The 24,176-nt window shown below is 69.0% G+C and carries 22 protein-coding genes; 10 read left to right on the forward strand and 12 right to left on the reverse strand.

All coding sequences use genetic code 11. The features are described 5' to 3' along the window. The first annotated feature begins 59 nt into the window (after window positions 1-59). Together ACAG25_RS10725 and ACAG25_RS10730 are read left to right on the forward strand one after the other, a co-directional pair. Complete coding sequence (locus ACAG25_RS10725) at window positions 60-1,046, forward strand: diguanylate cyclase domain-containing protein (RefSeq protein WP_370488344.1); 987 nt, start codon at window positions 60-62, stop codon at window positions 1,044-1,046. A 41-nt stretch (window positions 1,047-1,087) separates the two neighbouring features. Next, window positions 1,088-2,317, forward strand: coding sequence for a cytochrome P450 (locus tag ACAG25_RS10730; protein ID WP_370488345.1), 1,230 nt, complete (start codon window positions 1,088-1,090; stop codon window positions 2,315-2,317). Here ACAG25_RS10730 and ACAG25_RS10735 read toward each other — a convergent pair whose 3' ends face one another. From ACAG25_RS10735 to ACAG25_RS10755, 5 genes are all read right to left on the reverse strand, one after another. Continuing rightward, window positions 2,318-3,661: an MFS transporter gene (locus tag ACAG25_RS10735; RefSeq protein ID WP_370488346.1), complete on the reverse strand. Its 1,344-nt coding sequence runs from the start codon at window positions 3,659-3,661 to the stop codon at window positions 2,318-2,320. A 9-nt stretch (window positions 3,662-3,670) separates the two neighbouring features. Further along, window positions 3,671-3,958 carry a muconolactone Delta-isomerase gene (gene catC / locus ACAG25_RS10740; RefSeq protein ID WP_370488347.1) on the reverse strand — a complete coding sequence of 96 codons (288 nt, stop codon included), beginning with the start codon at window positions 3,956-3,958 and terminating at the stop codon, window positions 3,671-3,673. Window positions 3,959-3,963: 5 nt separating this feature from the next. Then, on the reverse strand, window positions 3,964-4,830 hold the full coding sequence (catA, locus tag ACAG25_RS10745) for a catechol 1,2-dioxygenase (RefSeq protein ID WP_370488348.1): 867 nt from the start codon (window positions 4,828-4,830) through the stop codon (window positions 3,964-3,966). Window positions 4,831-4,896: 66 nt separating this feature from the next. After that, window positions 4,897-6,000 (reverse strand): mandelate racemase/muconate lactonizing enzyme family protein, encoded by a 1,104-nt coding sequence (locus tag ACAG25_RS10750; protein WP_370488349.1) that lies wholly within the window; start codon window positions 5,998-6,000, stop codon window positions 4,897-4,899. Next, entirely contained in the window at window positions 5,997-6,911 is a 915-nt protein-coding gene (locus ACAG25_RS10755; protein WP_370488350.1) for a LysR family transcriptional regulator, read from the reverse strand. Before ACAG25_RS10755 ends, ACAG25_RS10750 begins: the two co-directional genes overlap by 4 nt. 213 nt (window positions 6,912-7,124) lie before the next feature. Between ACAG25_RS10755 and benA the strand changes: the two genes are divergently transcribed. From benA to ACAG25_RS10775, 4 genes are read left to right on the forward strand one after another with little or no spacing between them, the layout of a single operon-like run. After that, complete coding sequence (gene benA / locus ACAG25_RS10760; protein ID WP_370488351.1) at window positions 7,125-8,492, forward strand: benzoate 1,2-dioxygenase large subunit; 1,368 nt, start codon at window positions 7,125-7,127, stop codon at window positions 8,490-8,492. 2 nt (window positions 8,493-8,494) lie between these two features. After that, window positions 8,495-9,025, forward strand: coding sequence for a benzoate 1,2-dioxygenase small subunit (benB, locus tag ACAG25_RS10765; protein WP_370488352.1), 531 nt, complete (start codon window positions 8,495-8,497; stop codon window positions 9,023-9,025). A gap of 11 nt (window positions 9,026-9,036) precedes the next feature. Beyond that, window positions 9,037-11,616: a benzoate 1,2-dioxygenase electron transfer component BenC gene (gene benC, locus ACAG25_RS10770; RefSeq protein WP_370488353.1), complete on the forward strand. Its 2,580-nt coding sequence runs from the start codon at window positions 9,037-9,039 to the stop codon at window positions 11,614-11,616. 21 nt (window positions 11,617-11,637) lie between these two features. Beyond that, window positions 11,638-14,271: a LuxR C-terminal-related transcriptional regulator gene (locus tag ACAG25_RS10775; RefSeq protein ID WP_370488354.1), complete on the forward strand. Its 2,634-nt coding sequence runs from the start codon at window positions 11,638-11,640 to the stop codon at window positions 14,269-14,271. On the opposite strand, the gene ACAG25_RS10780 is transcribed toward ACAG25_RS10775, so the two are convergent. From ACAG25_RS10780 to pcaD, 3 genes are read right to left on the reverse strand one after another with little or no spacing between them, the layout of a single operon-like run. Further along, the gene (locus ACAG25_RS10780) at window positions 14,217-14,903 is read right to left on the reverse strand and encodes a 3-oxoacid CoA-transferase subunit B (RefSeq protein WP_370488355.1); all 687 of its coding nucleotides are present in this window, start codon (window positions 14,901-14,903) and stop codon (window positions 14,217-14,219) included. The two genes, ACAG25_RS10775 and ACAG25_RS10780, sit on opposite strands and share 55 nt — an antisense overlap. After that, window positions 14,900-15,703, reverse strand: a complete 804-nt coding sequence (locus ACAG25_RS10785) for a CoA transferase subunit A (protein ID WP_370488356.1) — start codon at window positions 15,701-15,703, stop codon at window positions 14,900-14,902. The genes ACAG25_RS10780 and ACAG25_RS10785 overlap by 4 nt, the downstream gene beginning before the upstream one ends. Continuing rightward, a complete protein-coding gene (pcaD, locus tag ACAG25_RS10790; RefSeq protein WP_370488357.1) occupies window positions 15,700-16,479 on the reverse strand; it encodes a 3-oxoadipate enol-lactonase in 780 nt (259 codons plus the stop codon). Before pcaD ends, ACAG25_RS10785 begins: the two co-directional genes overlap by 4 nt. Before the next feature lie 73 nt (window positions 16,480-16,552). Between pcaD and ACAG25_RS10795 the strand changes: the two genes are divergently transcribed. Next, window positions 16,553-17,443 carry a LysR substrate-binding domain-containing protein gene (locus tag ACAG25_RS10795; protein ID WP_370488358.1) on the forward strand — a complete coding sequence of 297 codons (891 nt, stop codon included), beginning with the start codon at window positions 16,553-16,555 and terminating at the stop codon, window positions 17,441-17,443. On the opposite strand, the gene ACAG25_RS10800 is transcribed toward ACAG25_RS10795, so the two are convergent. After that, the gene (locus tag ACAG25_RS10800; RefSeq protein ID WP_370488359.1) at window positions 17,371-19,170 is read right to left on the reverse strand and encodes an alpha/beta hydrolase; all 1,800 of its coding nucleotides are present in this window, start codon (window positions 19,168-19,170) and stop codon (window positions 17,371-17,373) included. The genes ACAG25_RS10795 and ACAG25_RS10800 overlap by 73 nt on opposite strands. A 133-nt stretch (window positions 19,171-19,303) precedes the next feature. Between ACAG25_RS10800 and ACAG25_RS10805 the strand changes: the two genes are divergently transcribed. Next, the gene (locus ACAG25_RS10805; RefSeq protein ID WP_370488360.1) at window positions 19,304-19,960 is read left to right on the forward strand and encodes a TetR family transcriptional regulator; all 657 of its coding nucleotides are present in this window, start codon (window positions 19,304-19,306) and stop codon (window positions 19,958-19,960) included. A gap of 3 nt (window positions 19,961-19,963) precedes the next feature. Here the strand turns inward: ACAG25_RS10805 and ACAG25_RS10810 are convergent, their stop codons facing one another. The 3 genes from ACAG25_RS10810 to ACAG25_RS10820 are packed head-to-tail and all read right to left on the reverse strand — an operon-like array spanning window position 19,964 to window position 22,805. Then, window positions 19,964-20,986 carry an NAD-dependent epimerase/dehydratase family protein gene (locus ACAG25_RS10810; RefSeq protein WP_370488361.1) on the reverse strand — a complete coding sequence of 341 codons (1,023 nt, stop codon included), beginning with the start codon at window positions 20,984-20,986 and terminating at the stop codon, window positions 19,964-19,966. Window positions 20,987-21,030: 44 nt separating this feature from the next. After that, window positions 21,031-21,834 carry a DUF5718 family protein gene (locus tag ACAG25_RS10815; RefSeq protein ID WP_370488362.1) on the reverse strand — a complete coding sequence of 268 codons (804 nt, stop codon included), beginning with the start codon at window positions 21,832-21,834 and terminating at the stop codon, window positions 21,031-21,033. A gap of 26 nt (window positions 21,835-21,860) precedes the next feature. Continuing rightward, complete coding sequence (locus ACAG25_RS10820; protein ID WP_370488363.1) at window positions 21,861-22,805, reverse strand: helix-turn-helix transcriptional regulator; 945 nt, start codon at window positions 22,803-22,805, stop codon at window positions 21,861-21,863. 179 nt (window positions 22,806-22,984) lie between these two features. On the opposite strand from ACAG25_RS10820, the gene ACAG25_RS10825 reads away from it, so the two are divergent. Both ACAG25_RS10825 and ACAG25_RS10830 read left to right on the forward strand, forming a co-directional pair. Beyond that, a complete protein-coding gene (locus tag ACAG25_RS10825; protein ID WP_370488364.1) occupies window positions 22,985-23,254 on the forward strand; it encodes a hypothetical protein in 270 nt (89 codons plus the stop codon). Window positions 23,255-23,333: 79 nt separating this feature from the next. Next, window positions 23,334-24,173 carry an SDR family oxidoreductase gene (locus tag ACAG25_RS10830; RefSeq protein ID WP_370488365.1) on the forward strand — a complete coding sequence of 280 codons (840 nt, stop codon included), beginning with the start codon at window positions 23,334-23,336 and terminating at the stop codon, window positions 24,171-24,173. The last annotated feature ends 3 nt before the right edge of the window (window positions 24,174-24,176 follow it).

A 24,176-nucleotide genomic window follows, 5' to 3' on the forward strand; every position in this document is an offset into this window, starting at 1 on the left:
ATTGTTCCTTTCGCCGGTCGGTCATACTGAATCGGCCCGAGAGGACCAGAGCAATTTCGATGAACCGTTCCATACCGGCGGGGTGGCGAAGCCATCGCGGTGGCGGCGCGGCTCTGCATCTCGACGATGCGCTGCGACGCCGGATGCTGATGTCCTACCTGGCCGTGCTGCTGCTGTTGTACCTCTCGGCGGTGGTGCATGCGCAGGTGTTCGACGTGGTGCCCACCGACGGGCGCGGCGAGATCCTGGCGACCTTGCTGACCGGTGTCGGTCTCCTGCTCTGCCTGCGGGCCCCGCTGTGCGGTGCGCGGTACGTCGCCGCGGTGACGTGCCTGGCGACGGCGCCGGTCGCGGCCGTGCTGTTCCACGAGCAACTGGTCGCGCAGGTGTGGTCGGTGGTGCCGCTGATCTTCGTCGCGATCTTCGTCCGGACCTGGCACGACCCGACGACCGCGCGCACGGTCACCGCGGTGATGACGCTCGCGGCGGTGGCCGCGCTCGTCGTCGCACCCGCACCGGTCCCCGCGCTGTACCTGATCATGTACGCCGCCAGCATCATCGGCGCCTGCGAGGTCTTCGGCCTGGCCAACGCCGTCCTGCTCGAGGCGGCGTTCCGGGATCCGCTCACCTCGGTGTGGAACCGCGCCGGCGTCAACCGGCAGGTCCGACGGCTGTTGGCGCAGGCGCGGCGGCGCCGTCACCCGGTCGCGGTGCTGGTGTTCGACGTCGACGACTTCAAGGGTGTCAACGATCAGAGCGGCCATGCCGCCGGTGATCTCGTGCTCAGCGAACTGGCCCGGCGCTGGCGTCTCCGGGCACCGCGGTCCAGCGTGGTCGGCCGGCTCGGCGGCGACGAGTTCGTGATCGTGCTCAGCGGCTACACCGAGCCGCAAGCGCGGAGACTGGCAACCACCCTCGCCGACGGCCACCCCGTCAAGGTCAGCTGTGGAGTGGCCGTGGGATCAGCAGAGACCGCTGCGTTCGAGGACATCCTGGCCGCCGCCGACCGTGATCTCTACGAACAGAAGCGGTCCCGGTCCGCCTGATTCGCACGTCGTCGACGCCGGGGACGCCCTACATTCAGGTCGTGACCGTGCAGACGGGTGTGCGCAACGTGTTCGACGCCGGACTTCCGACCCTCGACTACGACCTGACCGCGACCCCGGCTGACGTCCGTGCGGACCTGTACGCCGCGCAGCAGCAGGCCCCCGTGGCGATCGGACCGGCCGGCCCGGAGGTGCTGTCCTACGAACTGGCCCGGCACGTCCTGCGGGACACCCGGTTCGCGCCGCCGCCGGGCATCAATCTCACGATGGTGGGCGTCACCTCGGGTCCGTTGTTCGACAAGGTGATGGGCTCGCTGCTGTGCCTGCACGGCGAAGAGCACCAGCGGCTGCGTCGGCTCGTCAGCCGGGAGTTCACCCCGCGCGCCGTCGCGCGCCTGCGACCCACCGTCGACGAGGTGGTCAACGGGCTCGTCGACGACGTTGTCGAGGCCGGGCGGTGTGACGTCGTCACCGACATCGCCCGCCCGTATCCGGTGCCGATCATCTGTGCGCTGCTGGGCGCTCCGCGCGAGGACTGGCAGCGGTTCTCCGACTGGACCCACACGGTGTTCCAGGCGTTCAGCTTCAGCACCAACATCGTCGAGAACCAGGACGTCGTGATGGCGGCGTGGAACGAACTCGACGACTTCATCGACGACATGATCGCCCGCCGTCGCCGCACACTGACCGACGACCTGCTGTCCGACCTGATCCGCGCCGAGGAGGACGGCGACCGGTTGAGCACCGCCGAGCTGCGCATGCTCGCCGCGGGTCTGCTGATGGCCGGCACCGACACCACCCGCCACCAGCTCGCGGCGTCGGTGCAGGCGCTCTGCGAGCACCCGGAGCAGTGGGCGCAGCTGCGTGACGACCCGGAGTTGGCGATGTCGGCCGTCGAGGAGACCATGCGCCACTCCCCGGCGGTGTGCGGGACCCCGCGCACGGTCCTGCAGGACGCCGAGATCGCCGGGCTGCGGTTTCCTGCAGGAACATTCGTGCTGGTCAACACCTTCGCGGCCAATCGCGACCCGGCCTGCTACGACGACCCGGAGCGGCTGGACCTGCGCCGCAGCGCCCCACCACCGATCCTGACCTTCGGTGGCGGGGCGCATTACTGCCTCGGCGCCAATCTTGCTCGCCTCGAGTTGGCCCACGCGCTCGTGATCCTGGCCCGGCGGCTCCCCGGCCTGCGGATCGCCGGGGACGCGCCGTGGGATCCGATCCTGGGGATGACCGGGCCGACGACCCTGCCCGTCGAATTCGGCGGGTAGTCAGACCGTTTCGGTCACCGGTTCGCCGTAGCTCTTCTTGACCAGCAGCGTGGTCAGTGCGGCCAGCACCAGCGGCAGCGCCAGGACCATGAAGTAGCCACTGACGCCCAGGCTGCTCAGTAGGACCCCGCCGAGTGCCGACCCGACGATGGTGCCCATCCGTCCGATGCCGATGCCCCAGCCGGTGGCGGTGGCGCGCAGCTGGGTCGGGTAGGCGGTGGCGATCAGGTAGTTCAGCGCCAGCTGCTGACCGCCGATGCCGAAGCCCGCCAGCCCGATCAGCACGAACACGATCGCGAACGACGATCCCGCCATCGCCAATCCGACGGCCACCGCGATGCCGCAACCGAACATCACCAGCAGCAGGTCGCGGGCGTTGACCCGCGGGAGCAGCACCGACAGCGGCAGCGCGAACAGGATGAAGGCGCCGTTGACGGTGACCGTGCCCATCGCTGCGGCCGCCGGCGACAGACCGAGCATGTTCAGCGCGGTCGGCATCCACAGCAGCAGCAGGAACCACGCGATCCAGTTGAGGAAGTAGATGCTGAACACCGCGGTGGTCACCGACCGGAACCGCTCGGAGAACAGTTCGCGTACCGAGCCGCGCGAGGTCTTGACCTCCGACAGCACGAAGGTGGTGTTCTCGTCGAAGCGGGTGCCGAAGTAGCGCTCGGCCAGCACCCGGATGCGTCGTTGGCCGCTCTCGGTTCCCTTGGCCGCCAACAGGGATGGCGATTCGGGCAGCACCAGGTAGCACACCACGGCGAGCACGATCGGCAGCAGGCCGCCGATCAGGAAGATGCCCCGCCACCCGACGATCGGCAGCCAGGCCGCGGCGACCAGGCCGCCGAGCAGCGCACCGCCGGGCAGACCCAGCAGCACCAGCGTCATGAAGGTGCCCCGGCGTTCGCGGGAGCTGTACTCGGCGGTCAGCGCCAGCAGTGCCGGTGTGGCGCCGCCCATTCCGATACCGATCAAGAACCGCAAGGCGATGATCTGTTCGGGTGTCTGGGCGATGCTGCCCAGGATCGAGAACCCCCCGAACACCAGCAGTGCCAGCAGGACGGTGGGCCGACGACCGAACCGGTCGCTGAGCGCGCCCAGGCTCATGGCGCCCAGGCACATGCCGATGGTGCTCGCGGTGATGACCCAGGTCATCTGCGCGGTGCTCAGACCGAAGTCGTTCTTGATCGACGTGCCGATGAACGCGATCGACTGCGTGTCGAAACCGTCGAGCAGCGCGATGACGAAGCACAGCGCGATGACTCCCCAGCGGCGCGGTGTCATCGCCGCGGTGTCGGCCAGGCGGCCGACGTCGACGGCGCGGGTGGCGAATATGGTCACGGTTCTTCCTCAGTCCTGCACCGAGATGTCCGACGGATGCGCCGCCAGCGGTGTCACGTGGATCTTCATGTACGGGAACAGCGGGAGACCCGCCAGCAGATCGTGCAGCTCGTCGGTCGATTCGACGTCGAAGATCGAGTAGTTGGCGTACTCGCCGACGATGCGCCAGATGTGCGGCCACTTCCCGGCACGCTGCAACTGCTGGCTGTACTCCTTCTCCCGCGCGATGAGCTCGGTGCGCTGCTGCGGATCGAGGTCGTGCGGGATCGCGACATCCATGCGTACGTGAAACAGCATGCCGCTCAGGCCTTCACGGGGTCGAGGACGAAGTCGTACGTGACGGACTGGGTGCCGTCGCTGTTGGGCTGCGGATCCAGGACCAGCTCGGGTTTGACCGCGCCGGCGATGTCGTCGTCGTTGTGCGGGTCGCCCGGGAAGTACAGCTGGGCGGTGAGCAGCTCGTGGCCGGGCGCGGACACCTTGACGTGCAGGTGCGCGGGCCGCCACGCGTGCCAGTCGGCCGCGGCGATCAGCTTGCCGCAGGCTCCGTCGGTGGGGATCTGGTACGGAGCAGGCCGGATCGTGCTGATCTGGAAAGCCCCGTCGGGTCCGGTGCTGAAGGTGCCCCGCAGGTTCCACTCGGGCAGGTTCGGGGCGAACTGCGAGTAGAAGCCGTCGGCGTCGGCGTGCCACAGCTCGACCTTGCCCTGCAGCGGCGTGCCATCGATGGAGGTGATGGTGCCGTCCCACACCAGCGGCGTGCCCTGTTCGCCGTCACGCATCGGAATCGTGCCGCGCGCACAGCATTCCGGCGATCCCGGCACATAGTACGGACCCTCGATCGTGCCCTTGTTGCCCGCCCGGTGGTCGGTGGCGACCTCTTCGACGACGTGCTCGACCCAGACGTCGAGGAACAGCGGCCATTCCCCGTCCTCGCCGACACTGATCAGCCACGCTTTGAGGGCGTTGTACTCGTCGTAGGTGACGCGGTGCCGACGGATCGTGTCGTGTACGGCCGAAAGGACCTCGCGGGCAAGGGTGCTCACCCGTTCACACGGGGTGCCGGCAACCGCTTCGAACGGTGACTTGTCGGCGTAGAAGCGTGCGGTGGCCGAGGCGCCTGACGCGGCGGCAGAAGCGACGTCGACCGGGGTCTCCAATGTGGTCATGATGCTCTCTTTTCTCAGGGTGTGGTGATCTTTACGGTCCCGGGCGTGGCTGCGTCCGGGCGAGATTCAGTTGTCGGTGCGGTAGCGCGCGAGCTTGTCGGTGTCGATCTCGACGCCGAGTCCCGGACCCGGGGGCACCTGCAGCGCACCGTCGCGGATGCACAGCGGGACGGTCAGCAGGTCGTCGGACATGTCGAGGAAGTTGGACAGCTCCCCGGCCCGCCGCGAGGTCGACTCGTAGGCTGCGCCGAAGGACACGGCGCAGGCGGTGCCGAGTTGCCCGTCGATCTGGTTGCCCATGACGACCTCGACACCCAGGCCTTCGGCCAGATGGTGCACCCGCCGGGATCCGGTGAACCCGGTGCGGGCGGTCTTGATGCTGATCGCGGTGGCCGAGCCGCCGAGTACCTCGCGGGTCACATCGGCGGGGGTGACGACCGATTCGTCGGCGATGAACGGCACGTCGACCTGCGACACCAACCACCGGCGGCCGAGCACGTCGTCGGCGGGGCAGAGTTCCTCGGCGAACAGCAGGTCCAGGTCGGCCATTTCGCGCATGGCTCGCGCTGATTCGGCGGCCGTCCAGCCGCGGTTGCCGTCGACGTACAGGTCGACGGTGTCGCCGAAGCGTTCGCGCAGCGCGCGCACCACCGCGGTGTCGAGGTGGACCGGCCGGCGTCCCACCTTGACCTTGAACGTCCGGATTCCGTAGGTGTCGACCATGCGCTCGGCTTCGACGACCATCCGCTCCGGGGTATCGAAGCCGAGCATGTGGCTCACCTGCATCCGGTCGGTGTAGCCGCCGAGCAGCGCGGTGACCGAAAGGCCGAGAGTGCGGCCGAGTGCATCCCAGATCGCCATGTCCACAGCGGCTTTGGCGGTCGGGTTGCCGACCGTGCGGGACAGCCGCGCGGTCACGACCTCGCGTTCGGTCAGGGTCAGACCGACCAGTTGCGGCGCGAAGATGTTGCGGATCACCGCGAGGATGCCGTCCTGCGTCTCGCCGTAGGTATAGGGCCGCGGCGGTGCTTCGGCGACGCCGACGACGCCTTCGTCGGTGTGCACGCGCACCAGCACGTGGTCGGCGATGTGCACCTCCCCCGACGCGAACTTCAGCGGCTTGGTGTAGGGGATGGAGAACGGGATGGCTTCGATGGCAGTGATTTTCATGAGGTTTCCTCGGTGGTGACGAAGTCGGAGCGGGGTGCCAGCGCGTCCGAGAGGACCGCCACGACGGCGTCGACGACGGGGTTGTCGGTACCGCGGCGCCAGGCCAGCGCCAGTTCGACGGAACCTCCGTCGACGAGATCGCGAAACACCACGCCACTCAACGGGAGCGCCCGGACCGACGCGGGCAGCACCGCCACGCCCATGCCCGCGGCCACCAGCGCCAGCAGCACCGCGGTGGTGGGGGCACTGTGCTCGCGGTGCGGCACGAAACCGGCGCGCCGGCAGCTGCGCAGCACGGCCTGGTTGACCGCGGAGTCGGGGCTGGCGTATCCGACGAACGCCTCGCTGCGCAGGTCGGCCAGCGACACCACCGGCTCCACGGCGAGGCGATGATCGGCCGACACGGCGAGCACGAGCGGTTCGTCGTCGATCGTGCGGACTTCGATGTCCTCGCCGACGGCCGGTGGACGCAGCACGCCGATGTCGAGCGCGTTGACGCGCAGCCCGTCGCACTGTTGCGGGGTCAGCATGTCGGACTGGATGTCCAAGGCGACCGCGGGCAGTTCGCGGCCGAGGATGCGCGCGATGCGGGGGAGGTGCGAGAACGCCGCGGTACCGGTCAGACCGAGCCGCACCAGCCCGCTGCGCCCGGCTGCGATCCGTCGGACGCCCTGCTGCGCCTCGTCGACGGCGGCCAGGATGCGGGTGGCCTCCCCGCGCAGGAACTCACCGGCCGGCGTCAGCGACACCTGCCGGGTGGTGCGGGTCAGCAGCACCGCGTCCAGTTCGTTCTCCAGCTGGCGGATGGCGTAGGACAGCGCGGGCTGCGCGATGTGCAACTGCTCGGCGGCCTGCCCGAAGTGGCAGGTCTCGGCCACTGCGACGAAATAGCGCAGGTGACGCAGCTCCATGTGATCCTCCCGGTTTTCCGGCCGGATGTGACGGCCGACACCGTTGACGCTAGACCCGCGATAAATAGATCACAAAGACCTAGTTTGCCCTTATTGATTGACCCAGTTGATCAATGAGCACCTAGGTCAGGACTGGGGATATGCCTAGTGTGACGGCCGACACTGCGTGCCAGTGTGCAAGTAGACCTCACACCGCACCGCAAGGAGACGCCCGTGACCGCATTCGCGACCGACCCCGTGAACCACGTCGCCGCCGTGCTGGCCGACGCCGTCGTCGACGATCCCGAAGCCGGTGTGTACCGCGCCAACCGCCGGATCTTCACCGACGAGGAGATCTTCGAGCTGGAGATGAAGCACCTGTTCGAGGGCAACTGGATCTACCTCGCCCACGAGAGCCAGGTGGCCAATCCCGGTGACTACTTCACCACCTACATGGGCCGCCAGCCCGTCGTGATCACCCGGTCCAAGGACGGCACCCTGAACTGCCTGATCAACGCGTGCGCGCACCGCGGCGCCATGATCTGCCGCCGCAAGACCGACAACCGCATGACGCTGACGTGCCCGTTCCACGGCTGGACGTTCCGCAACGACGGCAGCCTGCTCAAGGTCAAGGACCCCGAAGGAGCCGGCTATCCGGACTCCTTCGACGTCGGCGGCTCGCACAACATGACCAAGGTCGCCCGGTTCGACAGCTACCGAGGGTTCCTGTTCGGCAGCCTCAACCCCGACGTGGTGCCGCTGGCCGAGCACCTCGGCGACGCCACCAAGGTCATCGACATGCTCGTCGACCAGTCCCCCGACGGACTCGAGGTCCTGCGGGGCTCCTCGACCTACACCTACGACGGCAACTGGAAGGTGCAGGCCGAGAACGGCGCCGACGGTTATCACGTCACCGCGACGCACTGGAACTACGCCGCAACCACCAGCCGGCGCAACACCGGCGAATCCACCAACGCCACCAAGGCCCTCGACGCCGGCGGCTGGGGCAAGTCCGGCGGCGGCTACTGGTCCTTCCCGAACGGGCACCTCTGCCTGTGGACGTGGGCGGCCAATCCTCAGGACCGTCCGCTGTGGGACAAGCTCGACGAGCTCAAGGCCGTCCACGGGGAGGCCAAGGGCGAGTTCATGGTGAAGGGCTCACGCAACCTGTGCGTGTACCCGAATGTGTATGTGATGGACCAGTTCTCGACGCAGATCCGGCATTTCCGGCCGATCGCCCCGGACAAGACCGAGGTCACCATCTACTGCATCGCCCCCAAGGGGGAGAGCGACTCCGCGCGGGCGGCGCGGATCCGCCAGTACGAGGACTTCTTCAACGCCTCGGGCATGGCCACCCCAGACGACCTGGAGGAATTCCGGTCCTGCCAGTTGACGTTCCGCGCGCAGGCCGCGCCCTGGAACGACATGAGCCGCGGCGCGCAGCATTGGCTGTCCGGACCCGACGAGGTCGCCGAGTCGCTCGGCATGCACGACGTGCTGTCCTCGGGTCTCAAGAACGAGGACGAGGGGCTCTACCCCGTGCAGCACGGCTACTGGCTGTCGGCGATGAAGCAAGCCCTGGCAACGGAATCGGAGAAGTGACCATGACCCACCACGCAGTGATCGACCCCGCCCCCGGCGCGGTCACCATCAGCCAGCACGCGATCGAGCAGTTCCTGTACCGCGAAGCGCGTCACCTCGACGACCGCGAGTTCGAGAAGTGGTTGGACTGTTACGCCGACGACGTCGTCTACTGGATGCCGGCCTGGACCGACGACGACCGTCTGGTCGAGGACCCACAACGCGACATCTCGCTGATCTACTACGCGAACAAGGGCGGCCTCGAGGACCGGGTGTTCCGCATCCGCACGGAACGGTCGTCGGCCACCTCGATCCCCGAACCGCGCACCAGCCACAACATCACCAACGTCGAGATCATCGAACAGCGCGGCAACCTCGTCGACGTCCGATTCAACTGGCACACCATGTACTTCCGCTACAACACGATCGATCCCTACTACGGGACCTCGTTCTACACCATCGATTTCGGCGGTCCGCAACCGTTGATCCGGCGTAAGACGGTCGTGCTCAAGAACGACTACATCCACCACGTGGTGGACGTCTACCACTTCTAGAGGAGACCGCCGTGTCTGCACCCACCGACACCTATTCCGTCGCGCTGTCCTTCGAGGACGGTGTGACGCGCTTCGTGACGTGCCGCGGCGACCAGACCGTCGCCGATGCGTCCTACCGGTCGCGCATCAACATCCCGCTGGACTGCCGCGACGGCGCCTGCGGCACCTGTAAAGCGTTGTGCGAGTCCGGAACCTACGACGGCGGCACCTACATCGACGACGCGCTCTCGGCCGACGAGGCCGAGCAGGGTTACGTGTTGCCGTGCAGTATGCGGCCGCGTTCGGACTTGGTGTTGCAGATCGCCGGCACCTCGGAGTCGGCCAAGACGCAGGCCACCGACTACTCGGGCACCCTGACCGAGTTGGAACGGTTGTCCCCGACCACCGTCAAGATCGGCATCGACATTCCCAACCGCGGCGAGTTGGCGTTCCTGCCCGGCCAATACGTCAACATCAAGGTGCCCGGCACCGACCAGAGCCGCTCGTACTCGTTCGCCAATGCGCCGCACGAGGAACGCCTGACCTTCCTGGTCAAACTCAGCCCCGGCGGTGCGATGTCGGACTACCTGGCCCACCGCGCGACCGTCGGTGACGCGATCACCTTCACCGGTCCGAACGGGTCCTTCTTCCTGCGTGATGCCGATCGTCCGGTGTTGCTGCTGGCCGGCGGCACCGGTCTGGCGCCGGTGCTGTCGATGCTGCGCGCCATGGCAGCCAAGAAGAGCGACCGCCGCGCCCACCTGATCTACGGCGTCAGCACCGACGCGGACCTGGTCGCCCTCGACGAGATCACCGCCGTCGCCGCTGATCTGGAGGACTTCACCTGGGATCACTGCGTGTCGGATCCGAACAGCACAGCGCTCAACCGGGGACCCGACCGCGCCTACGTCACCAACCTGATCGAGACAGATCACCTGCACGACGGCGAGGTCGCCATCTACCTGTGCGGTCCGCCGCCGATGGTCGAATCGGTCCGCACCCACCTGTCCGGCGCCGGCATCGAACCGAGCGGCTTCTACTACGAGAAGTTCGGCCTGGCCACGTCCGCTACCCGCCCTCCAGCGCCCACCGCCCCAGCACACGACGCCCCGCCCGCCGCGGTGGCCGCCCGGCCCGCCCCCGCGCAGCTGGAGAACCTCATCACCGCACCCGAGGCCCGCGCTGTCGCGGGCCAGGTGATGCTGCCGCAGCAGAGCATCGCGCCGCTGACGGTGTATCCGGCGACCACCGGGGACGACGAGACCATCCGTCTGATCGCCGGTCAGGCGCTGTGGCCGGAGCTACCGCCCGTCGAGGCGCCGGTCGTCAGCCCCGACGGCTACCAGATCGGTGAGGAACATCCCGACATGCGGACCTCCGACGCACTGTTCGAGGCCCGCGCGGCACTGGAACTCGGCGCCCTGGAGCTGACGGTGGGCCGGCTGACGAGCGCCCAGCTGGCCGGGTACCGCCTGCTGGCCGAGTCGACGCTGCCGTACGTCGACGGCGAGCGGTTCACCGACCCCGCGCAGTACACCGAGACCAACGCCGCCTTCCACGATTACCTGTTCACCATGACCGGCAACGAGCACCTGCTGCACGCCTATCAGGCCCTCGACGTCAAAGGCCGGATGAGTGAGGTCCTGCGTCGCGCCACCTGGTGCCATCCGCGGTGCGCCACCGACCACGTCGAGATCGTCGATGCCATCGAGGCCGGCGACCGCGACGCTGCCCGCCGGCTGATCGCCGACCACGCCCAACGGTCCATGCAGACCATGCGGCGGGCGATGTCGGATTCGGCGTCGGAGAACCAGCCGGCGTTCGTCAGCCCCGGCCGGTTCGGCGGCAAGGTCGTCATCGTCACCGGCGCGGCGCAGGGCATCGGCGAGCACACCGCCCGGCGCATCCACGCCGAGGGCGGAACGGTGGTGCTGGCCGACCGTTCCGAGCTGGTCAAGGAACTCGCCGACGAACTGTCGGCACCCGGCAAACCGCCGGTGCTGGCGGTCACCGTCGACCTGGAACACGCCGAAGGTGCCGAGAGCCTGGTACGGCAGACACTTTCGACGTTCCGCACGGTCGATGTGCTGATCAACAACGTCGGCGGCGCCATCAACTTCAAACCGTTCATCGAGTTCAGCGCCGAGCAGGTCCGCGCCGAGATCGACCGGTCCCTGATGACCACGCTGTACTCGTGCCACGCCGTGCTGCCGGGCATGGTCGAGCGGGGCACCGGCGTCATCGTCAACGTGTCGTCGGTGGCCACCCGCGGGATCCACCGCATCCCGTACTCGGCGGCCAAGGGTGGCGTCAACGCGTTGACCGCCTCGCTGGCAATGGAATACGCCGACGCCGGAATCCGCGTGGTCGCCACCGCGCCGGGCGGCACCGCCGCCCCACCGCGGCGTATCTCCCGCGGCACGCCGACGCCGACCACCGAGACCGAGCAGGCCTGGTTCGATGCCCACATCGAGCAGACCCTGGCCTCGTCGTTGTTCAAGCGGTACGCGACGCTGGATGAGCAGGCCGCCGCGATCTGCTTCCTGGCCTCCGACGAGGCGTCGTTCATCACCGGCACGGTGTTGCCGGTCGCCGGCGGCGATCTGGGGTAGACCGGGCCTACGATGGGTGCCGTGAGCCCGGCGCCCGCCCCGTTCGTGGGTCGCGCACGCGAAATCGGCGAGCTCGAGCGTCGATTGGCGGCCACCGGGTCCGCTGGTATCGACGTCGTCACCGTGACCGGCCCGGCCGGCATCGGCAAGTCCGCGTTGCTGCGCCGGATGGCTGCGCGCAGCGACGGCAGCCGGTGGGCGACCGCGACCCCGTGGGAAACCGAACTCCCCGGCGGGGTGGTATCCCAGCTGCTGCAGCGTCCCGCACCGACCGACCCGGTGGCCGCGGCCGGCCAACTGTCGCAGACACTGACCCCCGACGCTCCGACGCTGATCGTCGTCGACGACAGCGATCTGGCCGATCAGGTGTCCTTGCAAGCGCTTTCGACGCTGGCACGCCACCACCGTCACCTACCGGTCCTGATCCTCTGCGGCGTCGCCGTCGAACTGCCGGTCGAGCTCCGCGACGCCGTGGCCACGTCGGTGCGGCTGACGGGACTCACCGCGGACGACGTCACCTCGCTGGCGTCTGCACGCGGGCACATCCTGCATCCGACGATGGCCGCGGCGCTGACCCGCCACACCGACGGCCACCCCGGCCACATCCTGGCTCTGCTCGACGAGGTGACCCCCCAGACCTGGAATCAGCCCGACGCTCCGTTGCCCGCACCGCGCCGCGTCGCCGAGCGGGTCGCCGAGGCACTCGAGCTCGCCGGCCCGCACGGGCGGGCTCTGTGTGTCGCGCTCGCGGTACTCGCCGAGGACGCCACGTTGAGCGAGGCCGCGGCACTGGCCGCCCTCGAGGACCCGCTGGCCGCGGTGGAATCGGCCGTCCAGGCCGGGCTGATCCCGTCCGGCGACGCCCTGGCTCCGCGACTGCACGACAGACTCACCGCCGCCGCCGTGCTCGACGTGACCGGACCGAGCGCCGTGGCGGCGGCCCACCGCCGCGCCGCCGACGTCGTCACCGACCCGACGCGCAGGTTGCGTCACCGGGTCGCCGCCACCCCGTTGCCGGACGCGGCGCTGGCCGACGAGGTCGACGCCTTGGCGCACGCATGCGGCGCCGACGGGGCCTGGGCGCACGCCGCCTCGTTGTTCCGCGACGCCGCCCGACTGACCACCGACCCGCTGCTGCGCGACGAACGTCTGACCCGTTCGGTGGATGCGCTGGTGGCCGCGGGTGACTGCCGGGGCGCGGCCGCCTACGTGCCGACCATCGAGAGTCTGCGCGAAACCCCGCTGCGCAACGCGGTTCTGGCCTATCTGGCCATCCTGCGCGGCCGCGCCACCGAAGCCGAGATGCGGCTGTCCCGGGCGTGGGACATCGTCCATCCCGATCGGGACCCCGCCGTCGCCGCGTTCATCGCCCAACGCCACGTCCTGCACACCCTGGTGCGCGGCGAAGGCGAAGCGCTGGTGCACTGGGCCGATCGCGCCCTCGGCCTGGCCGACGAGGACTCCCCCGCGGCGATCGAAGCCGAAGCGATCCGCGGCCTGGGTCTGCTGGCGGCCGGGCATGCCAAGCGGGCGGCCGCGGCCTACGACGACCTCTCTGCGCGGGTGCGGCACGGCGCCCAGGCCCAACGGGTGGTCATGGGCCGCGGCTGGGTGCAGCTAGTCCGCGACGACATCGACGGCGCGCGAGCGAGTTTGGAGAGCGCGGTCACGGCCGCAGCACTGGGCGGCTCCCGGCGGATCACGCTGTGGGCCTACGGTTGGCTGGCGCGGGTCCAGTTCGCCGCCGGCGACTGGGACGACGCGTTGGTCAGCGTCGCGCACGGCCGCAGGATCGCCGCGGACAGCGGGATCACTTTGGTGACACCGCTTCTCGAATGGACCGCCGGCCAGATCGCGGCGCTGCGTGGGCACTGGGGTGACGCCGAGGACGCGGCGCGCGCGGCGGGGTCGGCACCCGGTGAGTACGCGATGATGCGCATCCCGACGGTGCTGCTGCAGGGTCAGATCGCCGAAGCACAGGCTGATTACGCTGCGGTACGCCGGATCGTCACCCCGCTGCGCACCATCGCCGCGGGCACCTCCCTGCAGGAACCGGGTTACTGGCCTTGGCCGGATCTGCTGGCCAACGCCATGGTGCTCGACGGGGACCTCGACGGCGCGGAGGCCTTCCTGCGTCCCCACGAGCAGCGGGCGAAGTCGCGGGGGCACCGCAGCGCCGCCGCGCGGCTGGCCTACGCCCGGGGCCGGTTGCTCGGCGCGCGGGGTGACATCAACGCTGCCCGAAGGGCTTTCGACGAAGCGTTGGAGCGCCTCGACGGTCTCCCGCTGCGCTACGACCTGGCCCGCATCAATTTCGCCTACGGACAGACGTTGCGCCGAGCCGGTAAGCGCCGGGCGGCCGACACGGTGATCAGCGTGGCCCGCGAGCTGTACCTGTCGCTGGGTGCCGCCACGTTGGTGGCCCGCTGTGACCGCGAACTCAAAGCCGGTGGACTCAACCCGCAACGCGACGGCGACGTCGCACTCACGCCTCAGGAGGAAGCGGTGAGTAACCTGGTGGCCCAGGGGCTTTCGAACCGCGAGGTCGCTGCCGAGCTGTACGTGTCGCAGAAGACGGTGCAGTATCACCTCACGCGCATCTACGCCAAACTCGGCGTGCGCTCCCGCTCGGAACTGGCCGCGCTGCGGCGCTGACGGAGGTCGTTGACCGGCGCGCCGGTGGCGGCGACGACGTCGTCGTAGCTGACACCCGGTGCAAGCTCGACGAGCGCGAACTCGGTGCCGGCGACGTCGAGCACACCCAGGTCGGTGATGACGCGGCTGACCGCACCCTTGCCGGTCAGCGGCAGATCACAGCGCGAAACCAGCTTCGGGGAACCGTCTTTGGTGACGTGGTCCATCAGGACGATGACCTTGCGGGCCCCGTTGACCAGGTCCATCGCACCGCCCATGCCCTTGACCATCGAACCCGGGACCATCCAGTTGGCCAGATCGCCGTTGACCGCGACCTGCATGCCGCCCAGCACCGCCACGTCGATGTGACAGCCGCGGATCATCGCGAAGCTGGTGGCCGAGTCGAAGTAGGAGGCACCCGGGACCACCGACACCGTCTGCTTACCGGCGTTGATCAAGTCGGGGTCGACCTCGTCGTCGAAGGGGAACGGGCCAACGCCGAGGATGCCGTTCTCGGCGTGCAGGGTGACCCCCGAGCCTTCCGGCAGGTAGTCGGGGATCAGGGTCGGCAGTCCGATTCCGAGGTTGACGTAGTCGCCGGGGCTCAGCTCCTGTGCGGCGCGCGCAGCCATCTCGTGTCGACTCCAGCTCATGTCAGTGCCTCCTGCGTTGCCTTGTCGCGGTGCGGGATCCGAGGCCGCGTGGTTCGCTTTTCGATGCCCTTGCGGACGGCTTGCTGCGGGCTGAGCTCGACGACCCGTTGGACGAAGACACCGGGCAGGTGCACCTCGTCGGGATGGATCTCGCCGACCTCGACCACCCGCTCGGCCTCGACGACCGTGACGCGCCCGGCCATCGCGGCCGGCGGGTTGAAGTTGCGGGCCGCGGCGTGGAAGACGCAGTTGCCCGCACGGTCGGCCACTGCGGCGCGGACGAGCGCGAAGTCGGTGACGATGGATTCTTCGAGGAGCATCTCGCGGCCACCGAAGGTGCGGACCTCCTTCGGCGGCGAGGCCACCGCCACCGTGCCGTCGGCGTGGTAGCGCCACGGCAGCCCACCGTCGGCGACCAGCGTGCCGACGCCGGTGGGGGTGAAGAAGGCCCCGATTCCGCTGCCGCCGGCGCGTAGCCGTTCGGCCAGCGTGCCCTGCGGGGTCAGCTCGACGGTGAGTTCACCGGCGAGGTACTGGCGTGCGAACTCCTTGTTGTCACCGACGTAGGACGCGATGACCCGGCTGATACGCCGTGCCTCCAGGAGCAGGCCCAGGCCGGCGCCGTCGACGCCGCAGTTGTTGCTGACGATGGTCAGGTCGTCGGCGCCCTGGTCGAGGACCGCTTCGATGAGGAACCACGGGATGCCGGCCAGCCCGAAGCCGCCGACGGCCAGGCTGGAACCCGAGCGGATGTCGGCGACCGCGGTCGCGGCCGAGTCGATCACTTTGTCGCAGGTCATGATTTCTCCAGGTGATTGATGAGGGCAGCGGTGATCTGCGCCGGTTGTTCGGCATTGGCCAGATGCGCGGCGTGGTCGATCACCCGCAAGCCGGAATCCGGGATCAGATCGGCGATCTCGGCGAGGGTGGGCACCGGGGTGGCCGGGTCGTCTGCCCCCGCAATCGCCAGTGTCGGTGATTTGATGTCCGGCAGCGCGGTCCGCAGGTCGAGTTCGGCGATGGCTTCGCAGCAGCCGGCGTACCCCTCGGCGGGCGTGCTCGCGACCATGTCCTCGTAGTGGCGCCGCGCGTCCGGGTGGTTCTGCAGGTAGTCGGGGGTGAACCAGCGGGCGACCACGGCCTCGGCCACCGCGACGGTCCCCTCGGCGCGCACGGTCGCAGCGCGCTGGCGCCACCCGTCGGCCGGCGGAAGCCGGGTCGCCGTGCACAGCACCACCATGCGGTCGACCCGCGCGGGCTCGCGCGCGGCCAGCCGCATCGCGGTCATGCCGCCCAGCGACAGACCGACCAGATGTGCCCGGGGTACGTCGAATCGGTCCAGAACAGCCAGAAGGTCGTCGGCGAGGTCGTCGATGGAGTACGGACCCGCCGGGACCGGGGACGATCCGTGACCGCGAGTGTCGTACCGGATCACCCGGAATCGCTCCTCGAGCGCGGCGAGCTGCGGATCCCACATCCGATGGGTGGACCCGAGCGAGTTGGACAGCACCACCACCGGGCCATCCCGGCGGCCGCTGTCGATCGCGTGGACAGCGGCGGCGGAGTTCTCGGACATGTCTCCAGGTTAGGGACGGAATCCGATATCGTGAAATACCTATTATGCGTTGGTTGATACTTCAGGAGTTTCAATGCCCGAGCTGCGTCACCTGCGCTATTTCCGGGCCGTCGCCGAGGAACTGCACTTCGGCCGTGCCGCGGACCGGCTGCACATCGCGCAGCCGCCGTTGTCCCAGCAGATCCGGCAACTCGAAACGGAACTCGGCGCCCAGCTGCTGACCCGGACCACGCGGTCGGTGGAACTCACCCGCGCCGGTGCGGCCTATCTGCGACGTGTGGTGCGGATTATCGACGACGTCGATTCGGCCGGGCAGGAGGCGCGGCGCATCTCCGACGGCGTGGAGGGACAGCTGACCATCGGCTGCGTCGGGTCGGCGACCTACTCACTGTTGCCGCGGCTGGTGCGCGCGCTGGGTGAGGCGCTGCCCGGTCTGGAGGTCAATGTCCGAGGCGAGATGCTGGCTCCCGCACAGCTTTCCGCGTTGGCCGCCGGCGACATCGACCTGGCGCTGCTGCGTCCGCCCGTCGACCAGCCCGGCATCGCGACGGTGACGGTGCGCCGGGACCGGTTACTGGTGGCGGTGCCGAGCGATCACCGGCTCGGCAGTCGTCGTCACGTCCGCGTCACCGACCTGCGCGACGAGCCGTTCGTGGTGCACGCCGGTCACGGACGTTCGACCATGAGCACCGTGGTGGCCGGCCTGTGCAGCGAGGCCGGTTTCGTCCCGACGGTGCGGCATGAGGTCGCCGAGACCTCGACGCTGGTGACGCTGGTGGCCGCCGGTCTGGGTGTCGCGATCGTGCCGGCGCCGACCGCCGAGCTGGACATCCTCGGGGTGGGGTATGTGCCGTTGTCGCCGGCGTCGTTGACGGTGGACCTGCTGGCGGCTCACGCAACCGCCAACCCGGCGCCGTCGCTGCCGCGCGTGCTGGAGCTGCTGGCCGAGGTGGCGGCGGGGTAACCGACTCCCACCTCGTGGCCCCGCAATGGCTCGTACACGAAGACGTACTCTCCGAGAAACTCGAAGACGGCGGTCAGCACCGTGTCCAGCCATATCGGCCACACCGGCCGGGACGGGTAGCCCAACGGCAGCACGACAGCTGTGGCGGTGCCTGCTGATGTCTCGACTGGGATCACCTCGTGCGGCTCCCCGTAGACTCCGTCGACGCGGGTTCCGGAGAACAGGTCGTTCACCCAGCCCGCGGTGATCAGGCCGGCGGCGTGGATGTTTCGCGGTTGGCTGAATCCGCCGACAACGTACTGCGCGAACTTGATCAGCCGGTTGCCGCCGGTCATGTAGTCGATATGCATCCCACCTTCGAGCCCGACGCCGGTGAACTCGTGCGGCCGGGCCAGCGACAACTTGTCGGCCATGTCGCCGCCACGGCTCCAGAAGTACCGCTGCGAGGAGATCAGGTAGATCGGCCGGTGCGCCTCGCCGGTGAGTTTGGCCAGCGCATCGGACACCAGGCGGGAGCCGGCCGGTTCCACCCCGTCGAGCATGACGATGCCGATCAGGTCATCGATGGCGCCGTTGTCGGCCATGAAGCCCGCGGTGCTGGTGACCATCGTGCCCCCGGCCGAGTGTCCGACCATGACGAACTCAGTGGGCAGAATGACGTCGTAACCTGCTGCTGCGCTGGCACTTTCGTTCAGCGCGGCGCGTTCGCCCGCGAACAGTTCGGCCATCGCGCGATGCATGGTCGACCCGCCGACCCAGGCGGCGTCGGGGGCGAAGAAGTTCGACGACAATGTCGGCGCGACCACGATGCTGTTGGTGCGTTCGGCGAGTTCTGCCGCGGTGTAGCTGTACATCGGCGCACTGGCCAGGAAACCGTGCTGCAGGTAGACCAGTCGCGTAGTGTCGGTGACGGTTTCGGGGAAGTACCAGTCCGCCTGCACCGTACGGCCTTTGCCGATCGGCAACGTCAGCGACGACGTCCGCACCGTCACGGTGCTGTTGGCGGGGACCATCGGAGGACCGTCGATGAGCCGGACCACGGCTCCGATCAGGTTGAGCACCATCGAGCCGACGACGTTGACCAGCGTGGCCCGCCGTTGCGGTTCGGCCCGCGGAGGTGTGCGCAGTGTGGTGACCGCGGTCGTGTGGGTTGCGGCTGCCGCCTCGGTTCGGGCGTGCAGCGACGCCGCCTGTGCCCGGTCGGCTGCCGGGGGCGTCGCGGCCACCGCCGCGGCGGCGTCGCCGACGGGTTGTGCGGGCGGTTGGGCCGGTTCATCGTCCGTTGCCGCAGCAGCGGTTTCGGCCGGTTCGTCGTCGGTTGTCGCAGCAGGCCTTTCGGCAACAGGGCCCGGCGCGTCCGGTTCGACGTTGACGGTCACCGCGCGACGAACCTCGGATACGGGCTCGGCGACGCCGGTTCCGATGCCGGTCTCGAAGTTGGTTTCAAAGTTGGTTCCGGTGCCGGGTTCGGTCTCCCCCGCGAGCGACTCGTCGTCCGCCTCCGCGGCCCGCACCTCGGGCTCCTCCCGTTCGATCCGGGCGGGTCGCCGCTGTTCGCGCTGCGCCGCGCGGTGTGCGTCGCGGGCGCGCGGTTGACTGCGGTCCGCCGACACACTCGACCCCTCGTCAGAGTCCGCCGCGGCGACCGGCGCCGACCCGACCGTAAAGCCCGCCAACGACGCGGCGAGCACGCCCGCCCCGACGAGAGTCGCTACGCCACGCCTCATGAGAGTCCCTTCGTGCCGACGTCCTAAATAGACATCTGTAATTGGATGTCTCTTTATAGCGGTCGCCGGGCCGGAAGGACAAGGGTTCCGCTGCGGCATACTTTGGCCCATTCCCTCACCACAGAGGAGCGTGATGGCCGCACGCGAACCGGCCGCCCGGCGCCGCGGGCGCCCGCCGGGCGGTGGGAACACCGCAGAACAAGCCCGCTCGGCGTTGATCGACGCCGCAGAGCGGTCGATCCTGCAGCGCGGCTACGCGGCCTCCACGATGGAGGTCATCGCCCGCGAGGCGGGGTACTCCCGCGCGGCCATCTACCGGCACTTCCCCACCCGGCAGCGCCTGCTCGAGGCCTCGGTGCACCGCAGGACCCGTCGCGCCCAAGCCGAGATGCTGACCCGGCTACCCACGGACGGCACGCTGGCCGACCTGCTGGTGGAGAGCCTGGTCGTGGTCGCCACCGAGCTGATCCACGACCCGCTGCTGCAGACGCTGTCGGAGAACACCGAGGAGGGCAGCGTCGCCCAACTGATCGCCACCGATCGCTCGTTGCCCGACCTCGTCGAACAGCTCGTCGGCGCTCTGCACACCGGCGCCGCCGCCAGCCAGCTGCGCGTCGGCCTGCAGCCCGGTGACGTGGCCCAGTTCCTGATCACCACCGGACTGACCATGCTGCTGGGCATCATCCCGGGCAGTGACCACCCTGACACGGCGCGGCGCTATCTGCGGACGTTCGTCCTGCCGGCCATCCTGGCCGACCCACCGCCGCCCTGCCCGGTGTTCGAGCAGTGAATCTTAGGCCGACCGGGCGCGCTGCACGTAGTTCTCCGCGGCGCGCGCGATCGAGTGCTCGGTCGGGGCGGGCTGCCAGCCCAACTCGTGGGTGGCCTTGGCGTGGCTGGCCGGCGAGGTGAACTCCAGCAGGAACGCGCTCTGCCGGCTCATCGGAAGATCCTTGCGGAGAACCGATCCAGCGATCTCCGACACCCAGGCCATCCCGCGGATCGCCGCCATCGGGATCCCGAAGCGCGGCCGGCGGGCACCCACCGCGTCGGCCGCGGTGCTGAGCAGTTCGCGGTGGGTCATGAAGCGCTCGGAAACGATGTAGCGCTCCCCGATCCGCCCGCGCACGCCGGCCCGCAACAGCGCGTCGGCGGCGTCGTCGATGCCGACCACCTCCGACCCGACTCCGCGAACGTAGAACGGCAGTTTGCCCAGTGCGGCCATCTGCACGAACACACCTTGCCGCGGCTGCCAGTCCGGCGGCCCGTACGGGTTGGACACGTTGCAGACGACCACCGGCACCCGACGGTCGGCGGCATACGACAACGCGAGGTCCTCCGCGGCGCGGCGGGATGCGATGTAGTTGCCGGCGCGGTCCGCCCAGTTGAACGGCGTGTCCTCGTTGACGGTCTCGCCGTTCTCGCCGACGGCGATGGTGCCGATCGTGGACAGGAACACGAAGCGCTGCAGATCCTTTGCGGCCGCGACCTCCAGGACGGTGCGCAGTCCCTCGACGTTGGTGGCGAACAACGGTGCGGGATCGCGCAACTCGGCGCGGGTGTCGACGATGCAGTAGTAGACCACATCGCGATCGGCCATCGCGGCGGCGACGGTGGCCGCATCGAACGGATCGCCGTAGCAGCGCTCGACGTCGACGCCGTCGATTCCCTTGGTGGAACTGGTCTTCCGCAACAGCACGCGGACATCGGCACCACCGGCGACCAGGTGCCGGGTGACGCAGGCCCCCACGTTGCCGCTGGCCCCCAACACCAGCGCACGCTGTCCCGACACCGTCACCTGTTCACCTGCCGCCATGACGAGGGATGGTAACCGAGGTCGCTACGGTAATGGCGACGGTTCTACCGAACGAGCTGGTTGAGTTCGGCCGACGCGTCCGACGCGGTGTCATAGACCCGCACGACTGCCCGGTCGCCGGGCTTGAGGAAGGTGGACTCGCCGACTTCCGTGTAGCGGGTGGCGCCGATGCCGATGAGCACGGTGGTCGGATGCCCGCTGGCCACCATCAGCGCGCCGACGTCTTCGAGCGGGGTGTCCGGGGACCCCTTCTGGTTGGCCAGCCGCTCGACGATCCAGTCCAGCAGGACTTCGCCATAGTACGAGTAGCCGATCAGCGGGCTATCGACGCCGTAGGCGTGTTCCTCGCCGTCGCTGTGCAGGTGACAAACCAGACGCATGGTCGCGGTCGGGCCGTCCGGGGTGAGGTCGCTGATGTCGAAGAAGGTGGAGGACACCCCCTTCGACGACGGGCCCCAGTTCTTCTTATGGCTGATCTTGGGAGCGCCGGGCCGCCGGATCGAGCAGTCGTTGAAGGCGCCCAGCGCGAACGGCTTCAGCGTCGAGACCGTGTCGCCGTTCCAGACCACCTCGCAGACCAGACCCACCTCGGGCTCGATCTGCAGGTTCAGCGGTCCGGAGTCCTCGGACGGCGGCAGCACGATCTCATCGTTGGACAGCGGGAACTCGCCGAGGAAGGTGTCCGAGCCGGGGGCGTACCACGGGAAGATGCCTTTCGGGGCGGCGCCCTGGCTGGTGACGTTGACGAAGTCGGCGGCCTCACCGGCCTGTTCGAGGTGCCCGGCGAAGTTACCCGCGACGCCGAATCCGAACCAACCGGTCATCTCATCCAGGGCGATCTCGATCACCCTTGGCAGCCTAGTCGCCGACCTGGTCAGCTGGTCAGGGTGTGGACGGGGTCGACACCGTAGCGGCGGCGGTAGAACACCTCGAACGCCTCGACGATCCCGAAGCCCCACCGCGCGGCCACCTCGGCGACCGTCGTGGCAGTCGGGTCGCTGCGGACGAGTTCGCGGTGCGCGTGATGCAACCGGACCTGGCGCAGATAGTCCATCGGGGTGCAGCCGAGGTGGGCGGTGAACATCGCGTGCACGGCCGACGGTGCGACGCGCGCCGCCGCCGCGATGTCGGCCGGCGAGATGTCCGTATCGGCGTGGTCGTCGATGTAGGCGATCGCCCGCTCGAGCTGCGCCTGGTTGGTGTCGTGGTGGTCGTCGGTGGTCGCGGTGTTGGGGAACGCCGCCAGCACACATGCGGCCACGTAGCGGGCCAGCGGCCCGGTGACCAGGGGCTGGTTGAGGGCGTAGGGATTGGACCCGACGCCGATGCGCAGGTGGGAGAGGGTATCGACCAGGTGGCGGTTCGCCTCCGGCGTCACCGGGGACATCGACAACAGCTCCACTGGTTCGCTGCCGTCTCTCCCGAGCGCCACCTCGGCCAGCAGCGAGCGGTCCAGCATCACGACGTCGTAGCGGGCCCGGTCGATGTGGGCGGCGATGCGTTGTCCCACCTGACCACCGAACGCGAGGACCGTACCGGCGCCGTTCAGTTCGAGATCCTGGCCGGGCAGGCGACCGCCGAGCACCCCCGACCGGACGCGGCAGAGCATCACCGCGTCGGTCGGGTCCATGTCGGTGGCCAGCTGGTAGGTGAACTCCGCGTCGTCGAGCGTCAACGGCCCGATCTGGCTGCGGAAGACGCGGGTGCGTGCGGCGACGTTCTCGGGCACCTTCATCAGGCGCATGGCCGAATAGCTCGCGCTGAGCGCCGCCTCGGCTTCACCGACGTCGTCAGCATCGACGAGTACGGTTTCGGCCACCACCACTCCAAACCAGATTCCGCCGCATCGCGGCGATGACGTTATTGACGGCGATTATGCCCGCCGGACGATGGGTCGGGCTAATCCTGGGACCGCTCAGATGAGGAGAATCTCGCACCGAACCACGGTTTTGGGCAGTCATCAGCAAAGACCGCGGCCCGGTCTTGTATACCTATGGTGTGGACGACAACACCGACGGAGGCGACACAGCCGATCCCGTCGCCGCAGCGACCGCCGAATTCTCGATCGACCAGCGGGTACGCGTTCGACCGGGCACCCCGGAGGAGAAGCGCGGCGTGATCGTCGAGGACTTCGGCGCCGAGGCCGGATATCCCGTCGAGGTGGGTGAGACCCGCATCGTCGACCCCAGCCGCCGATGGGCGGTCGCGCTCGATGACGGCGGACTGGAGTTCGTCGACACCGACGATCTGGCGGCCGACGCCGACTGACTTCCGGTGCCACTGGCGTCGGAACTAGGCTGGGCGAGCGCCGCGGACGCGCGCACACACGACTCCGGAAGGCAGGTCCATGGGCACCTACGCCGTCACCGGCGCAGCATCGGGTATGGGAGCCGCGACCGCGGAGCGGCTACGGGCCGCCGGTCATCGCGTCCTCAGCGTCGATGTCAAAGAGGCTGACGTCGTCGCCGATCTGTCCACCGAGAGCGGTCGGCGTGAGGCGTCCCTGCGGGTGCTCACCGCCGCGGAAGGCCGGCTCGACGGCGCCGTGCTCGCGGCCGGGATCGGGCCCAACCGCAGCCCGAACGTCGGCCGGATCGCCGCGGTCAACTACCTCGGATCCGTCGAACTGCTCCAGCGCTGGCAACCCGCGCTGGCCGCCACCGGTCACGCCAAGGTCGTCGTCATCTCGAGCAATTCGACCTCCACCACACCGCTGGTGCCTGCGCGAGCCGTCCGGGCACTGCTGGCCGGTGACGTCCAGCGCGCCGAACGGGCGGTCCGGCTGTACGGGCCCGCCGCCCCGGCGATGATGTACGCGGCGTCCAAGATCGCGCTCACCCGGTGGGTGCGTCGCCATGCCGTGCAGCCCGACTGGGCCGGGGCCGGGATCCGGCTCAACGCGCTGGCCCCCGGCGCGATCATGACTCCCCTGCTCGAACAGCAACTGGCCGATCCGCAGCAGAGCAAGGCGGTGCGCCGTTTCCCGGTCCCGGTCGGCGGGTTCGGTGATCCGGACCAGCTGGCCGAGTGGGTCTGCTTCATGCTCTCCGATGCTGCCGAATTCCTGTGCGGCAGCCTCATTTTCGTCGACGGCGGTACCGACGCCCACTTCCGTACCGACGACTGGCCCAAGCCGGTCCCGGCGCGGCAGTTGGTGCGCTATCTGCGCCGGTTCCGCAACCGGTAGTCC

Origin of the sequence: Mycobacterium sp. pV006 (assembly GCF_041287115.1) — a bacterium.
Taxonomy (GTDB): Bacteria; Actinomycetota; Actinomycetes; order Mycobacteriales; family Mycobacteriaceae; genus Mycobacterium.

Excerpts from the sequence above, each read along its gene's own strand:
- ACAG25_RS10780 (WP_370488355.1), bottom strand. The coding sequence starts at position 14,903 with ATGAGCTGGAGTCGACACGAGATGGCTGCGCGCGCCGCACAGGAGCTG.
- ACAG25_RS10785 (WP_370488356.1), bottom strand. The coding sequence starts at position 15,703 with ATGACCTGCGACAAAGTGATCGACTCGGCCGCGACCGCGGTCGCCGAC.
- benB (WP_370488352.1), top strand. The coding sequence starts at position 8,495 with ATGACCCACCACGCAGTGATCGACCCCGCCCCCGGCGCGGTCACCATC.
- catA (WP_370488348.1), bottom strand. The coding sequence starts at position 4,830 with ATGACCACATTGGAGACCCCGGTCGACGTCGCTTCTGCCGCCGCGTCA.
- ACAG25_RS10725 (WP_370488344.1), top strand. The coding sequence starts at position 60 with ATGAACCGTTCCATACCGGCGGGGTGGCGAAGCCATCGCGGTGGCGGC.
- ACAG25_RS10810 (WP_370488361.1), bottom strand. The coding sequence starts at position 20,986 with ATGGCGGCAGGTGAACAGGTGACGGTGTCGGGACAGCGTGCGCTGGTG.
- ACAG25_RS10830 (WP_370488365.1), top strand. The coding sequence starts at position 23,334 with ATGGGCACCTACGCCGTCACCGGCGCAGCATCGGGTATGGGAGCCGCG.
- ACAG25_RS10805 (WP_370488360.1), top strand. The coding sequence starts at position 19,304 with ATGGCCGCACGCGAACCGGCCGCCCGGCGCCGCGGGCGCCCGCCGGGC.
- ACAG25_RS10800 (WP_370488359.1), bottom strand. The coding sequence starts at position 19,170 with ATGAGGCGTGGCGTAGCGACTCTCGTCGGGGCGGGCGTGCTCGCCGCG.
- ACAG25_RS10755 (WP_370488350.1), bottom strand. The coding sequence starts at position 6,911 with ATGGAGCTGCGTCACCTGCGCTATTTCGTCGCAGTGGCCGAGACCTGC.
- pcaD (WP_370488357.1), bottom strand. The coding sequence starts at position 16,479 with ATGTCCGAGAACTCCGCCGCCGCTGTCCACGCGATCGACAGCGGCCGC.
- catC (WP_370488347.1), bottom strand. The coding sequence starts at position 3,958 with ATGCTGTTTCACGTACGCATGGATGTCGCGATCCCGCACGACCTCGAT.
- ACAG25_RS10795 (WP_370488358.1), top strand. The coding sequence starts at position 16,553 with ATGCCCGAGCTGCGTCACCTGCGCTATTTCCGGGCCGTCGCCGAGGAA.
- ACAG25_RS10750 (WP_370488349.1), bottom strand. The coding sequence starts at position 6,000 with ATGAAAATCACTGCCATCGAAGCCATCCCGTTCTCCATCCCCTACACC.